The sequence below is a fragment of the Citrobacter sp. RHBSTW-00029 genome (assembly GCF_014104295.1).
GTDB classification, from domain to species: domain Bacteria; phylum Pseudomonadota; class Gammaproteobacteria; order Enterobacterales; family Enterobacteriaceae; genus Citrobacter; species Citrobacter youngae.
Window position 1 is genome coordinate 3,907,825 of record NZ_JABXRT010000001.1, and the last position, 13,895, is coordinate 3,921,719.

General features: G+C 54.7%; 17 protein-coding genes and 1 riboswitch. Of the genes, 9 read left to right on the forward strand and 8 right to left on the reverse strand.

All coding sequences use genetic code 11. From position 1 onward, the window contains the following. Nucleotides 1–4: 4 nt before the first annotated feature. Nucleotides 5–1,390 carry a two-component system sensor histidine kinase ZraS gene (zraS, locus tag HV041_RS18915; RefSeq protein WP_121585305.1) on the reverse strand — a complete coding sequence of 462 codons (1,386 nt, stop codon included), beginning with the start codon at nt 1,388–1,390 and terminating at the stop codon, nt 5–7. A gap of 57 nt (nt 1,391–1,447) precedes the next feature. Between zraS and HV041_RS18920 the strand changes: the two genes are divergently transcribed. Both HV041_RS18920 and zraP read left to right on the forward strand, forming a co-directional pair. After that, complete coding sequence (locus HV041_RS18920; protein ID WP_121585304.1) at nt 1,448–1,636, forward strand: hypothetical protein; 189 nt, start codon at nt 1,448–1,450, stop codon at nt 1,634–1,636. Nucleotides 1,637–1,654: 18 nt separating this feature from the next. Then, complete coding sequence (gene zraP, locus HV041_RS18925; protein ID WP_032945657.1) at nt 1,655–2,098, forward strand: zinc resistance sensor/chaperone ZraP; 444 nt, start codon at nt 1,655–1,657, stop codon at nt 2,096–2,098. A 61-nt stretch (nt 2,099–2,159) separates the two neighbouring features. Here zraP and HV041_RS18930 read toward each other — a convergent pair whose 3' ends face one another. The 6 genes from HV041_RS18930 to nudC form a co-directional block, all read right to left on the reverse strand. Beyond that, nucleotides 2,160–2,852, reverse strand: a complete 693-nt coding sequence (locus HV041_RS18930; RefSeq protein ID WP_061068788.1) for a DUF1481 domain-containing protein — start codon at nt 2,850–2,852, stop codon at nt 2,160–2,162. Nucleotides 2,853–2,863: 11 nt separating this feature from the next. Then, nucleotides 2,864–3,136, reverse strand: a complete 273-nt coding sequence (gene hupA, locus HV041_RS18935; RefSeq protein ID WP_001044509.1) for a nucleoid-associated protein HU-alpha — start codon at nt 3,134–3,136, stop codon at nt 2,864–2,866. 186 nt (nt 3,137–3,322) lie between these two features. Then, nucleotides 3,323–3,913 carry a YjaG family protein gene (locus HV041_RS18940; protein ID WP_003842015.1) on the reverse strand — a complete coding sequence of 197 codons (591 nt, stop codon included), beginning with the start codon at nt 3,911–3,913 and terminating at the stop codon, nt 3,323–3,325. 33 nt (nt 3,914–3,946) lie between these two features. Then, nucleotides 3,947–4,627: a deoxyribonuclease V gene (gene nfi / locus HV041_RS18945; protein WP_048214111.1), complete on the reverse strand. Its 681-nt coding sequence runs from the start codon at nt 4,625–4,627 to the stop codon at nt 3,947–3,949. Nucleotides 4,628–4,636: 9 nt separating this feature from the next. After that, a complete protein-coding gene (gene hemE, locus HV041_RS18950) occupies nt 4,637–5,701 on the reverse strand; it encodes a uroporphyrinogen decarboxylase (protein WP_057064651.1) in 1,065 nt (354 codons plus the stop codon). Between the two features lie 50 nt (nt 5,702–5,751). After that, nucleotides 5,752–6,525, reverse strand: coding sequence for an NAD(+) diphosphatase (nudC, locus tag HV041_RS18955; protein ID WP_048214113.1), 774 nt, complete (start codon nt 6,523–6,525; stop codon nt 5,752–5,754). Between the two features lie 96 nt (nt 6,526–6,621). Between nudC and rsd the strand changes: the two genes are divergently transcribed. The 7 genes from rsd to thiH all read left to right on the forward strand — a co-directional run bounded on the left by rsd (nt 6,622) and on the right by thiH (nt 12,734). Further along, nucleotides 6,622–7,110 carry a sigma D regulator gene (gene rsd, locus HV041_RS18960; RefSeq protein WP_121585303.1) on the forward strand — a complete coding sequence of 163 codons (489 nt, stop codon included), beginning with the start codon at nt 6,622–6,624 and terminating at the stop codon, nt 7,108–7,110. Between the two features lie 51 nt (nt 7,111–7,161). Further along, a riboswitch (TPP riboswitch) is annotated at nt 7,162–7,284 on the forward strand. A gap of 82 nt (nt 7,285–7,366) precedes the next feature. Further along, entirely contained in the window at nt 7,367–9,265 is a 1,899-nt protein-coding gene (thiC, locus tag HV041_RS18965; protein WP_003842020.1) for a phosphomethylpyrimidine synthase ThiC, read from the forward strand. Then, entirely contained in the window at nt 9,265–9,900 is a 636-nt protein-coding gene (gene thiE / locus HV041_RS18970) for a thiamine phosphate synthase (protein WP_182294257.1), read from the forward strand. Before thiC ends, thiE begins: the two co-directional genes overlap by 1 nt. Continuing rightward, on the forward strand, nt 9,893–10,651 hold the full coding sequence (locus tag HV041_RS18975) for a HesA/MoeB/ThiF family protein (protein ID WP_003842023.1): 759 nt from the start codon (nt 9,893–9,895) through the stop codon (nt 10,649–10,651). The genes thiE and HV041_RS18975 overlap by 8 nt, the downstream gene beginning before the upstream one ends. After that, nucleotides 10,632–10,832 (forward strand): sulfur carrier protein ThiS, encoded by a 201-nt coding sequence (thiS, locus tag HV041_RS18980; protein WP_003033088.1) that lies wholly within the window; start codon nt 10,632–10,634, stop codon nt 10,830–10,832. The genes HV041_RS18975 and thiS overlap by 20 nt, the downstream gene beginning before the upstream one ends. A gap of 1 nt (nt 10,833) precedes the next feature. Continuing rightward, nucleotides 10,834–11,604, forward strand: coding sequence for a thiazole synthase (gene thiG, locus HV041_RS18985; RefSeq protein WP_121585301.1), 771 nt, complete (start codon nt 10,834–10,836; stop codon nt 11,602–11,604). Next, on the forward strand, nt 11,601–12,734 hold the full coding sequence (gene thiH / locus HV041_RS18990; protein ID WP_121585300.1) for a 2-iminoacetate synthase ThiH: 1,134 nt from the start codon (nt 11,601–11,603) through the stop codon (nt 12,732–12,734). The genes thiG and thiH overlap by 4 nt, the downstream gene beginning before the upstream one ends. 119 nt (nt 12,735–12,853) lie before the next feature. Here the strand turns inward: thiH and HV041_RS18995 are convergent, their stop codons facing one another. Next, nucleotides 12,854–13,066 carry a cold-shock protein gene (locus tag HV041_RS18995; protein ID WP_048214120.1) on the reverse strand — a complete coding sequence of 71 codons (213 nt, stop codon included), beginning with the start codon at nt 13,064–13,066 and terminating at the stop codon, nt 12,854–12,856. Nucleotides 13,067–13,895: the final 829 nt, after the last annotated feature.

Below are 13,895 nucleotides of genomic sequence, written 5' to 3' on the forward strand. Positions count from 1 at the left end.
CTTGTTAATCCTGTTGTTTCGCTTTGGTCGGCAGCCAAAGAGTAAAGGTCGCACCTTTGCCCTCAACGCTTGCCACCTGAATGGTGCCACCATGCTGTTCGATAATGTTCTGCACTACCGCCAGCCCGAGGCCGGTTCCGTCAGCTTTGGTTGTAAAGTAAGGCGTAAAAATGGCCTCCAGCTGTTCCGCTGCAATTCCCTTCCCGCTATCGGTAACCACAATTTTAACGCGCTCAGCGCTGCATTCACTCGCTTCAACCGTAATCGTGCCCTGGTGGCCAATCGCATGAATGGCGTTCAGATACAGATTCAGCAGGACCTGCGTTAGCCGGTCAGGATCGGCCTGAATGGTTGGTAGTGCAGGATTTATCGTAAACCGTAGTTGAATCTCCCGACTTTGAGCATCCTGGCTTACCAGATGCAATGAGTGGGTGATGACCTCGTTGAGATCCACCTGTTGCAGCGTCAGATGCGCTGGCTTCACCAGCTCCAGCAATTCGCTCACCACCCGATTTAAACGATCCGCCTCTTTCGCCATCACCTGTGCCAGCTCATGCGACTCGCCACCCGGCGGGGTTCGTTCGGCAAAATACTTTGCCAGACCTTTGATGGAAGACAGCGGATTGCGAATTTCATGTGCGACGCCGGCCGCCAGGTGTCCGAGCGCCAGCAGTTTTTCTTTCCGCTTCATCGCATCCTGCAATTCCTTGTACGAACGCTGATAGCGCTGATACCAGAAAAACGTAAGTACAGTTGCCAGTAGTACAGCCGCCAGCGCAGAGAGGACAATCAACGTGTTACGCCACTCTCTTGTCTGGGTCGCCGCCAGATCGCTGGCATCAAAGGCGATAAAAATGGTTTGTGCAGGGATGTTAAGTCGCCCGTCATTACTGGCGCAACTCGCCATGCCATGACGTCCTGGACCATACGCCGGCTGAAACTGGCGATAAATTTCCAGAGCCGGCATGTTTTCACCGTCCCTCACTTGAATGTCAATATTTCGCCAGCTTTCTTGTTCTCCGGGATTAAGCTGTCGCAGGACATCCGGTGAATAGAGCGTTTTCCCGACCATTGAGGAATTGCTGTGAGTAATAATGACACCATGCTCATCGACGACGGCAAACCATAGCACACCGGGTTGTACGGCCATTTCCTCCAGTAGCGTCTGCTGCTGGGCATGATGCATGCGCATCCCCATGCCTACACGCGTACCAGATTCCAGAGCGCGAATGAGCACACTGCCTTTTTCCAGTAGCGTTTGCCGCGCGGCGCCACTTTCCCGCCCATAGTCCCGAATAGTCATAATCGAAAACCAGCCGACCAAAATCAGGATTGCCGCCAGCAAGAGTCGGCTCAACCACTTTGCCACCGTATCCTTATAAAGACGCATACGCTCTCCCTTCACCCCGCTTGTTCCTTTCATCGTTGCAGGTATACAGCAGAAATCATGCCATTTTTTCCCCCTGATAACCCTGCCCTCAGACACAAACCGCTGAAAGTACCGGGTAAAAATGACCCGCTGCCGCGTTCTGGCGAGTCATTTTTACCCGTTTTCCTGCAAAGACGACGCGCACAACGCCCGCAGGACTGGGATTGCCGCTTTGGCACGGAAGATGCAAAAGGGAATGTAAGCTAACCAACAGGAGAACGAACGATGAAACGGAACAACAAACTGGCGCTGATTGCACTTTCTCTTATCGCACTTGGCTCCACCCCGGTACTGGCGCAGAATCACTGGGGATACGGTGATGGAATGCAGCAACGAGGCGGTACCCCAATGACCGCTGAGCAGCAGGCTGCCGCGCAGAAAATCTATGATGATTACTATTCCCAGACCAGCGCGTTGCGCCAACAGCTGACATCCAAACGTTATGAGTACAATGCACTATTAACGGCCAGCTCGCCGGACACGGCAAAAATTAATGCCGTGGCAAAAGAGATGGAAGCGTTGAATCAGTCTCTGGACGAGCAGCGCGTTAAACGCGATGTCGCAATGGCGCAGGCTGGCGTGCCACGTGGCGCGGGAATGGGCTACGGCGGATGCGGCGGTGGCGGTAACCATCGCGGCGGCGGCCATATGGGAATGGGGCACTGGTAAAAGACTTAATGCCTGATGACGCCATACGGATCAGGCCTGCTGACTACCTGTCTTCAGGTTTTCAGAACGTTTTGGCTGTAGGCTGCCAGTGACAAAAATCTTCATTGGCGACTAGCAGTAACTGCGACCCTTCGGGCGCTTCCAGCCATGCCACACTCACCTCTACGGATGAATGTTTCTGGCGGCGCTCGATATGGTTTATCGCCCACGACTCCAGGTCTGGCTTCAGCGTTTCACCTTCACAGGTTGTGACCGTGTTATCCGCATGCCAACGTCCCTGACGCAATATCACCCGTCCCTGACGCAGCGCATCGCTGGTCTTGCGGATTTGATCGGCACGATAGCGGTACAACGCAATTTGATCGCTGGAAAGCTGCTGCTTTTGCCCGGCGACTTCACGTTGCATGAAACTCAGTTCGCCGCGGTCATCGAAGCGGATACGAATATGTTCCGGCGGTTTACTGTAAACATTGAGTTCTATCAGAGAGAGCGTATCTCCCTGCCAGCGGTATTCACTGGTGGTGGTATCGCCGTTACGCCACGGACTCAATACCGAGAGCAAGTGAACATCGTCACTGGAATCTTTACGCCAGACGCGTACTGCCCCCTGCTCGCCAACATAACCGCTGGCCGTGAACGGAGGAAGCTCGGAATGACGACTACAGGCCGACAGCAACAGCACACCTGAAAGCCAGAGCGTATGACGCCAGATGGACAAAAGGGGCGAAACCGCCCCTTCGTTAAAACTGTTCACTGCCACGCGAATTACTTAACCGCGTCTTTCAGTGCTTTACCAGAAACAAATGCCGGTACGTTAGCTGCGGCGATTTTGATTTCTTTACCGGTCTGCGGGTTGCGGCCAGTGCGCTCAGCACGGTGGTTCACTTTGAAGGTACCGAAACCAACCAGTTGTACAGCATCGCCTTCTTTCAGAGACTCAGTAATAGCAGCCAGAGTGGATTCCAGAGCAGCTTTAGCCTGTGTTTTAGACAGTTCTGCTTTGTCTGCAATTACATCAATCAGTTGAGTCTTGTTCATAAGTTATCCTTACAATGTGTTTATCGCTTGCTAAGCATCGAGTGCGACGGAAATGCCAGAAAAGCACTCTCCTGCATACACGCACCGATAGCCACTTTTTTTCGCCCCCCAAATGTAGACCAGACCGGGGGCGGATGGGAAGCCTTCAGGCACGACAAATCAGGCGTTAAATCACGTTTTGTGGTGTCATTGCTGAAAATTTATACCAATATTGCTCTCGCCAGCCTCGCGCAGGTCTGCACGCAGCCCTTTTATCAGCTCAATATCGCGTTCTTCACAATCGGCTAAAAGTCGGAAAATTTCCCACTGAATATCCCATTCTTGCTCAACGGCAGGGTTCTCTTTGAGCTCTTCATCGGTCATTTCGCGACCAGCTTGCGTCATTTCCAGCATCGCTACTGTGGTAATTGAAGCCTTACTGACTTCAATAGCGTGTTCCAGCGTTTCACCGCTAAGACGTGAATGCATCAGTTCGCTTAATGCCACACAGGCATCAATCGCCGGATAAACGCCGTACAGATCGTAATCGTCTGCAGAAGGAATGGCCTCTTCAAACTTTTCCAGCTGGCTGTCGAAATTGATTTTCGCGTCTTTAACCGTCAGCGCTTCCCAAATCAGATCCAGAATTCGGCGGTAAATCTGTCCATCGCCAAATTCAGTTTGCTTGCAGAACATGGCGTAATTCGGGTACATGCGTTCGCACAGACAGGCCATAAACGTGACGTGCTGCCAGCTTTCCAGCTTCTCCAGACGCAGGTGAATCGGATTTTGTAACATGATGAGTTCTCAAATACGGAAATTAGCCGCAGTTTACCCGATATGGGGCGCTTTTGCTGCAAGCCGCGTAAAAGCCGGGCGTTCGGATGCCACCGCATCTGCCCAGCGCGTTGGTTCCGGCAGACGATAGCCGTTCATACAGCGTTGTACCCACGCCAGTGCGCTGTCCATACTCACGCGGTGACCCGTAGAGATAAACAACGGGTTACAGCGCGCTTTGCTGCGCCAGACCCACGCCAGCTGTTCGCCTTTATCCAGCAATGGTGCTAACGCGCCGGGTTCGGCAGCGAGCGGCTCAAACTTGCCGCACAACCGTTTTTTCGCCACGCCAATCGTCGGGACATCCACCAGCAGACCAAAATGACTGGCTACGCCCAGGCGACGCGGGTGCGAAATGCCGTGCCCGTCAACAAACAGCAGATCTGGCTTGTGCGAGAGCAATTGCCAGGCGGCCATCAGCGCGGGGGTTTCACGAAAGGAGAGAAAACCGGGAATGTAGGGCATGGTGGTGGCGATACGCGCCACCTTGTATTCAACCAGTTCAAGCGTGGGATACTTCAGTAAGACCATCGCGGCTCGCGTCACTTCGCCGCCCTGCTCAAACCCCACGTCCGCCCCGCCGATCAGATCAGGCGGATCGTTCTTCAGACGATCCTCGCGGATCACTGAAGAGGCCAGTTCAAGCTGCTGCGCGCGTAATGACGCGAGATCCATAATGACTCCTTAGCGGTGGTACTGTTCGGACAACCGATGTACCGCCTCCACAAAGACACCCGCATGTTCTGGCGGGACGTCCTGATGAATGCCGTGGCCCAGGTTAAAGACATGCCCTTCGCCCTGACCGAATCCGGCCAGAATTGTCGCCACCTCTTCTTCGATGCGGGCTGGCGGCGCATACAGCATGGATGGATCCATATTGCCCTGCAGCGCCACTTTATGACCTACACGACGACGCGCATCGGCAATGTCAGTGGTCCAGTCGAGACCTAACGCATCACAGCCGGTTTCCGCCATCGCTTCCAGCCACTGACCGCCGCCTTTGGTAAACAGGGTCACCGGTACACGACGACCGTCGTTCTCGCGCAGCAGGCCATCAACGATTTTGTGCATGTAGTACAGGGAGAACTGCTGATAGTCGCGACCGGTCAGCACACCGCCCCAGGTATCGAAAATCATCACCGACTGCGCGCCCGCTTTGATCTGCGCGTTCAGGTACAGCGTGACGCTTTTCGCCAGCTTATCCAGCAGCAGATGCAGCGCTTTAGGGTCGGCATACATCATCTTTTTAATCACGGTGAAGGCTTTGCTGCTGCCGCCTTCAACCATGTAGGTCGCCAGCGTCCACGGGCTACCGGAGAAGCCGATCAGCGGCACTTCGCCTTTCAGTTCACGGCGAATCGTGCGCACCGCATTCATCACGTAACCCAGCCCATCTTCCGGGTCCGGGATCGGCAGTTTGTCGACGTCCGCCTTGCTGGTAATCGGCGAGGTGAAGCGTGGACCTTCTCCGGCTTCAAAATACAGCCCAAGCCCCATCGCATCGGGAATCGTCAGGATATCCGAGAAGAGGATCGCGGCATCAAGCTTATAACGACGCAGCGGCTGCAGCGTGACTTCGCAGGCCAGCTCGGCATTTTTGCACAGCGCCATAAAATCGCCCGCCTCGGCGCGGGTAGCTTTGTATTCCGGTAGATAGCGGCCCGCCTGGCGCATCATCCATACCGGAGTGACATCAACGGGCTGGCGCAGCAGCGCACGCAGATAACGATCGTTCTTCAGTTCGGTCATTTTTGCAGTTCCTTATTGCGTCAGTCCATCAGTGTATCATCACTCGTTCTTTACTCGTACTCAGCCCGACACATCGCCACAGTGTCTTCAATCAATCGCCGCGCGACAGTGCCTGGCGGGGGAAGCAGCGGTAAATCATCGTAGCGATACCAGTTCGCTTCCAGCAGTTCTTTCGGGTCGATAACAATCTCGCCGCTATCATACTCTGCCATAAATGCGGTCATCAAAGACTGTGGGAACGGCCACGGCTGAGAAGTGACATAGCGCAGGTTTTTCACCTTAATGCCGCTCTCTTCCATGACTTCACGCGCCACCGCCTGCTCAAGGGTCTCGCCCACTTCGACAAAACCCGCCAGCACGGTATGCACGCCGTTGCGATGGCGAACATGTTGGGCGAGCAGGATAGCGTCGTCACGGCGAATGGCGACGATAATGCAGGGGGCAATTTGCGGGTAGTAGCGTTCCCGGCAGTGGCTGCACAGCATCGCCCATTCCGTTTTACTCGGGTGCATCGTGTGCCCACAGTAGCCGCAGAATTTATGCGAGCGGTAAAACTCGGCCAGCTGTACGCCGCGTCCGGCCAGTTGAAACAGGCCAACATCCTGGTCAATGACCTGGCGTACCGACCCCATATCGTGGCGACGTTGCTGCTGCACCAGCCAGACCGTCTCCCCTTCCCATTCGCCGATAGAAAGTGCGCGCTGCCCAATCAAATCAAAACGTGCCGCGTCGCCGTGAGGCAGCTCGCCATGAGGCAACCATAACTTTTGCTCATGACTGACAATCCACCAGCCGCTATCTAATTTTTCAATTATACGATCCATATCTCTTGCGCAACCTTTGCTTCACAGGCATGTTGTTTACATTATTTTTACATTTACGGGTGAGCAGTTCCTAAACACCATCTTGCGGAGTCAATCATGCTAAACCAGCTGGAAAGCCTGACGGAGCACGTCGGAGGAAGTAATAAACTGGTTGATCGCTGGCTACATGTACGTAAGCACCTGCTCGTGGCTTACTACAATCTGGTTGGCATTAAGCCTGGCAAAGAATCGTACATGCGGCTCAATGAAAAAGCGCTGGATGATTTTTGTCAGAGCCTGGTCGATTACCTCTCCACCGGACACTTCAGTATTTATGAACGTATTCTCCATAAATTGGAAGGGAACGGGCAGCTTTTAAAAGCCACAAAAATTTGGCCACTGCTGGAAGCCAACACACAACTGATCATGGACTACTATGACACCAGTCTGGAGACCGCCATTGATCATGATAACTTCCTTGAATTTCAACAGGTTTTATCGGATCTCGGCGAGGCGCTGGAAGCCCGGTTCGTGCTCGAAGATAAGCTGATCATGCTGGTATTTGATGCGATGCACGAGAGTGGCACTCTTAAACGTCCTGCTTGAGATTTGTCGCATTAACGCGTAGTTTACATTCATTACCTCTAAGATAGAGGTTACTTCTTGTCGGAGTGCTTATTTTCCACAACAGTATGAGTGGAAAAGGCTGAGACCGTTAATTCGGGATCCGCGGAACCTGATCAGGTTAAGACCTGCGAAGGGAACAAGAGTCAATCTACAACCGTTCGTCTTTGGGCGATCGTCTCTCTCTTGCTTCATCCGTCGTCTGACAAGCCACGTCCTTACTTTTTTGGAATGAGCTATGTCTGCCACTACTAAACCATCACGCCGCGAACAGCGCGCGCAAGCCCAACACTTTATCGATACCCTGGAAGGGACCGCCTTCCCTAACTCAAAACGCATTTATATTACCGGTTCGCAGCCGGATATCCGCATCCCGATGCGCGAAATCCAGCTGAGCCCGACGCTAATTGGCGGCAGCAAAGACAATCCGCAATTTGAAGACAACGAAGCCGTGCCGGTGTACGACACCTCCGGGCCGTATGGCGATCCTGACGTGGAGATTAACGTCCAGCAGGGCCTGGCGAAACTGCGCCAGCCGTGGATTGCGGCGCGTAACGACAGCGAAGAATTAGACGACCGCAGCTCCGCTTACACCAAAGAGCGCCTGGCCGACGATGGCCTGGACGAGCTCCGTTTCAGCGGCCTGCTGACGCCAAAGCGCGCCAAAGCCGGTAAGCGCGTGACCCAGTTGCACTACGCCCGTCAGGGGATCGTCACGCCAGAGATGGAGTTTATCGCCATCCGTGAAAATATGGGCCGCGAGCGTATTCGTAGTGAAGTGCTGCGCCACCAGCATCCGGGGATGAACTTTGGCGCTCGTCTGCCGGAAAATATCACCCCGGAATTCGTGCGTGATGAAGTCGCTGCGGGCCGGGCGATTATTCCGGCCAATATCAACCACCCGGAATCCGAGCCGATGATCATCGGCCGCAACTTCCTGGTGAAGGTGAATGCCAATATCGGTAACTCGGCGGTCACTTCCTCTATCGAAGAAGAGGTCGAAAAACTGGTGTGGTCGACCCGCTGGGGCGCAGATACGGTGATGGACCTCTCCACTGGTCGCTATATTCACGAAACCCGCGAGTGGATCCTGCGTAACAGCCCGGTGCCGATCGGCACCGTACCGATCTACCAGGCGCTGGAGAAGGTCAACGGGATCGCCGAAGATCTCACCTGGGAAGCATTCCGTGACACGCTGCTGGAGCAGGCCGAACAGGGCGTCGACTACTTCACCATCCATGCCGGCGTACTGCTGCGCTACGTGCCGATGACCGCTAAACGCCTGACCGGAATTGTCTCGCGCGGCGGTTCAATTATGGCGAAATGGTGCCTCTCGCATCACAAAGAAAACTTCCTGTTTGAACATTTCCGCGAAATTTGTGAAATCTGCGCCGCCTACGACGTCTCACTCTCTCTCGGCGACGGCCTGCGCCCGGGTTCGATTCAGGATGCCAACGACGAAGCGCAGTTCTCCGAACTGCATACGCTGGGCGAGCTGACCAAAATCGCCTGGGAATACGACGTGCAGGTGATGATTGAAGGCCCAGGGCATGTGCCGATGCATATGATCCAACGCAACATGACCGAAGAGCTGGAGAGCTGCCACGAAGCGCCGTTCTACACCTTAGGGCCGTTGACGACAGATATCGCGCCGGGCTATGACCACTTCACCTCAGGCATTGGCGCGGCGATGATCGGCTGGTTTGGCTGCGCGATGCTGTGCTACGTCACGCCAAAAGAGCACCTCGGCCTGCCGAACAAAGAAGACGTGAAGCAAGGGCTGATTACCTACAAAATTGCCGCTCACGCCGCCGACCTGGCGAAGGGGCACCCGGGCGCGCAGATCCGCGACAACGCGATGTCGAAAGCGCGCTTCGAATTCCGCTGGGAAGACCAGTTTAACCTCGCACTCGACCCGTTCACTGCCCGCGCCTATCACGATGAAACCCTGCCGCAGGAGTCCGGCAAAGTCGCCCATTTCTGTTCGATGTGCGGGCCGAAGTTCTGCTCAATGAAAATCAGCCAGGAGGTGCGCGACTACGCCGCCGCGCAGACTATTGAAGTGGGAATGGCAGATATGTCGGAGAACTTCCGCGCCAAAGGCGGTGAAATCTACCTCAAAAAAGAGGAGGCATAATGTACCAGCCTGATTTCCCGACCGTGCAGTTCCGCCTCGGGCTTTACCCGGTGGTGGACAGCGTGCAATGGATTGAACGCCTGCTGGCAGCGGGCGTGCGCACGATCCAGTTGCGCATTAAAGATAAGCGTGATGAAGAGGTCGAAGCCGACGTCATGGCCGCCATTGAACTGGGGCGTCGCTATGACGCCCGCCTGTTTATCAACGACTACTGGCGGCTGGCGATTAAGCACAACGCTTACGGCGTGCATCTGGGCCAGGAAGACCTTGAAACCACCGATCTGAAGGCGATTCAGGCGGCGGGGCTGCGCCTGGGTGTCTCCACTCACGATGATATGGAGATCGACGTCGCGCTCGCCGCTAAGCCTTCTTATATCGCACTCGGCCACGTCTTCCCCACGCAAACCAAGCAGATGCCTTCCGCCCCGCAGGGGCTGACGCAGCTGGCAAGTCATATTGAACGACTGGCCGATTACCCGACCGTCGCCATTGGCGGCATCAGCCTGGAACGTGCGCCCGCGGTGCTGGCAACCGGCGTCGGCAGCATTGCCGTGGTCAGCGCCATTACCCAGGCGGCTGACTGGCAGGCAGCCACGGCGCAGCTGCTCGACATAGCGGGAGTCGGCGATGAATGACCGCGACTTTATGCGCTACAGCCGGCAGATCCTGCTCGGCGATATCGCTATTGAGGGCCAACAAAAGCTGCTCGACAGCCATGTGCTGATTATCGGTTTAGGCGGGTTAGGTTCGCCTGCCGCGCTGTATCTGGCGGGAGCAGGTATCGGCAAACTGACGCTGGTAGACGATGACGACATTCATTTGAGCAATCTGCAGCGCCAGATCCTGTTTACCACTGATGATATCGCGCGTTCAAAATCGCAAATTGCCCAGCAGCGCCTGACGCGGCTCAACCCGGATATCGAACTGGTATCGCTCCAGCAGCGACTGAAAGGCGATGCGCTGCGGCATGCGGTAGCGCGGGCCGATGTGGTGCTCGACTGTACCGACAACATGGCCACGCGTCAGGAAATTAACGCCGCCTGCGTGTCGCTCAACACCCCGCTCATCACCGCCAGCGCCGTCGGTTTCGGCGGCCAGTTGATGGTGCTCACGCCGCCGTGGGAGCAAGGTTGTTACCGCTGCCTGTGGCCGGATGATGTCGAACCCGAACGCAACTGCCGTACCGCCGGTATCGTCGGCCCGGTTGTCGGCGTAATGGGCACCTTGCAGGCGCTGGAAGCCATCAAACTGCTTAGCGGCATTGCGACGCCCAGCGGCGAGTTACGCCTGTTTGACGGTAAAACCAGCCAGTGGCGCAGCCTTGCGCTGCGTCGGGCCAATGGCTGCCCGGTATGCGGAGGGCAACATGCAGATTCAGTTCAATGATGAGCCGATGCAGTGCGCCGAGGGGCAAACCGTCAGCGGGCTGCTCACCGAGCTTAATCAGCTTAAACCGGGCGCGGCGCTGGCGCTCAATCAGCAGATCCTGCCGCGCGAGCAGTGGCAGCAGCAAATCGTGCAGGAAGGCGACCAGATCCTGCTTTTTCAGGTTATTGCAGGGGGTTGATATGTTACGTATTGCCGACAAAACGTTTGATTCACATCTGTTCACCGGTACCGGAAAATTTGCCTCATCGCAGCTGATGGTCGAGGCGATTCGCGCCTCCGGCAGCCAGCTGGTAACCCTGGCGATGAAGCGGGTCGATTTGCGTCAGCATAACGATGCCATTCTGGCCCCGCTTATCGACGCGGGCGTGACGCTGCTGCCCAACACTTCCGGAGCGAAAACCGCTGAAGAGGCGATTTTCGCCGCCCAACTGGCGCGTGAAGCGTTGGGCACAAACTGGCTGAAATTAGAAATCCACCCGGATGCCCGCTGGCTATTGCCCGATCCCATCGAAACGCTAAAAGCCGCCGAAGCGCTGGTGAAACAGGGCTTTGTGGTGCTGCCCTACTGCGGCGCGGATCCGGTACTGTGCAAGCGGCTGGAAGAGGTCGGCTGCGCGGCGGTGATGCCGCTCGGCGCGCCTATCGGCTCCAACCAGGGGCTGGAAACCAAAGCGATGCTGGAGATTATTATCCAGCAGGCGACCGTACCGGTGGTGGTCGATGCGGGTATCGGCGTGCCCAGCCACGCAGCGCAGGCGCTGGAAATGGGCGCTGACGCGGTGCTGGTCAACACGGCGATTGCCGTAGCGGATGATCCGGTGATGATGGCCACCGCTTTCCGTCTGGCAGTTGAAGCGGGCCTTTTGGCGCGCCAGGCCGTCCCCGGCAGCAAAAGTTCGCTCGCGCAGGCCACCAGCCCGTTAACCGGATTCCTGGAGGCTTTCGCATGAAAACCTTCACCGACCGATGGCGACAACTGGACTGGGACGACATCCGCCTGCGTATCAACGGGAAAACCGCCGCTGACGTGGAACGCGCCCTCAACGCTTCACAGCTTAGCCGCGATGATTTGATGGCGCTGCTCTCCCCTGCCGCCGCCGACTATCTGGAGCCGCTGGCACAGCGGGCGCAAAAGCTCACCCGCCAGCGTTTTGGCAACACGGTGAGCTTTTACGTGCCGTTGTATCTCTCCAACCTATGTGCCAACGACTGCACCTACTGCGGTTTTTCGATGAGCAACCGTATCAAACGCAAAACGCTGGACGAAGATGAGATACAACGTGAGTGTGCGGCTATCCGTGAGCTGGGCTTTGAGCATCTGCTACTGGTCACCGGTGAACATCAGGCCAAAGTGGGGATGGATTACTTTCGTCGCCATTTGCCTGCCATTCGCCGCCAGTTTGCCTCTTTACAGATGGAAGTACAGCCGCTGTCAGAGGCTGAATATGCGGAGCTGAAGACGCTGGGGCTGGATGGCGTGATGGTGTATCAGGAGAGCTATCATGAGGGAATTTACGCCCGCCACCATCTGAAGGGGAAAAAGCAGGATTTCTTCTGGCGGCTGGAAACGCCGGACAGGCTGGGCCGTGCAGGGATCGACAAAATCGGTCTTGGCGCGTTGATTGGTTTGTCCGATAGTTGGCGGGTCGATTGCTATATGGTAGCTGAACATCTGCTGTGGATGCAGCAGCATTACTGGCAGAGTCGCTACTCCATCTCCTTCCCGCGCCTGCGTCCATGTACCGGAGGCGTTGAGCCCGCGTCAATCATGGATGAACGCCAGCTGGTGCAAACCATTTGTGCATTTCGCTTGCTGTCGCCGGACATTGAGCTGTCGCTCTCCACCCGCGAATCGCCATGGTTTCGTGACCATGTGATCCCGTTGGCGATCAACAACGTCAGCGCCTTCTCTAAAACCCAGCCCGGCGGTTATGCCGATAACCACCCCGAACTGGAACAGTTCTCTCCGCACGACGATCGTCGCCCGGAAGCCGTTGCTGAAGCACTCATGGCGCAAGGATTACAGCCCGTGTGGAAAGACTGGGACAGCTATCTGGGACGCGCCGCCCAGATGCCCTAAGTCCAACGCTATCGCATAAACAAAAAAACCCGCTTTCGCGGGTTTTTTCTTCACTGGCACTTAACTGCTCAGGCTCTGGCCTTCATCGCTATCGTAAGCGTTCGTGAAATTATCGGCGATTACAGCGCGATAACGTTAACAGCAGACGGACCTTTAGCGCCGTTCTCAACAGAGAACTCCACTTTTTGACCTTCGTCTAAGGTTTTAAAATCGTTGCTCTGGATAGCGGAGAAATGCACAAACACATCCTTGCTACCGTCCTGAGGGGTGATAAAGCCAAAGCCTTTCTCAGGGTTAAACCATTTTACTAAACCAGTCATTTTGTTAGACATAGATACTTCCTTTCATGTTTTTGAGCCGCTTATGCAGCGAAGATGGCCTGTTTTGCAGAAATTAACTTATGGGGCACTTAGGGAGGAGGCTCATGAAGAAGAGTATCTGAGGATAACGCTTGAACTGAGAACTGCTTTACTAAAACTGCTTGCATAAGGTCTGTGTTCCAAACCGATGCCGCTATAGTAGACCTACTTCTAATCATTAAGCAAGCATTAATTTTTTTAATACCCACTGAGTGATGCAATATTGAACCAACGCGGCTAAGCATCCTGGATAACAGCTTGATCTACAATGAACAAAAGCCCCGACTATTGCAGTCAGGGCTTTACGTTACTACACACTTCAAATTTAACATTAATAAACTTAACGATTTAATACTGCTGATGGTACTACTTTAAAATGTACACGTTTACTACAGATAATATTGGATATTGATACTAACTAAAGCTTTCCTCTATTTACCGTTAAACACATTCCACCCGCTTGATAATAGAACTCAAGGCTGGTGACCTAAACAAGTACACTTCCCCTCGCGACATATACTCTTTGATGCGTTGCCTTATTTCCCTCGTGATAACCAAAAAAGCAGAAATCACGAATAATTACTATTAAATCATGGCGTTACATCGTCGCGCTTTACTGATTTTTTGCGATTAGATATATCAACTACGTGGCCTGAAAGCATTGTCGAGGTGAAAAAATAGCGTTTTCAGCATCGACTATCCCATACAAAAAATACTTCGTGGCCTTTATCGCAACTCCCTATCAAACTCTACTAACACTTACTAAGTTAACAGCAAATGACAATTTCTCCGCTGTTAAGTA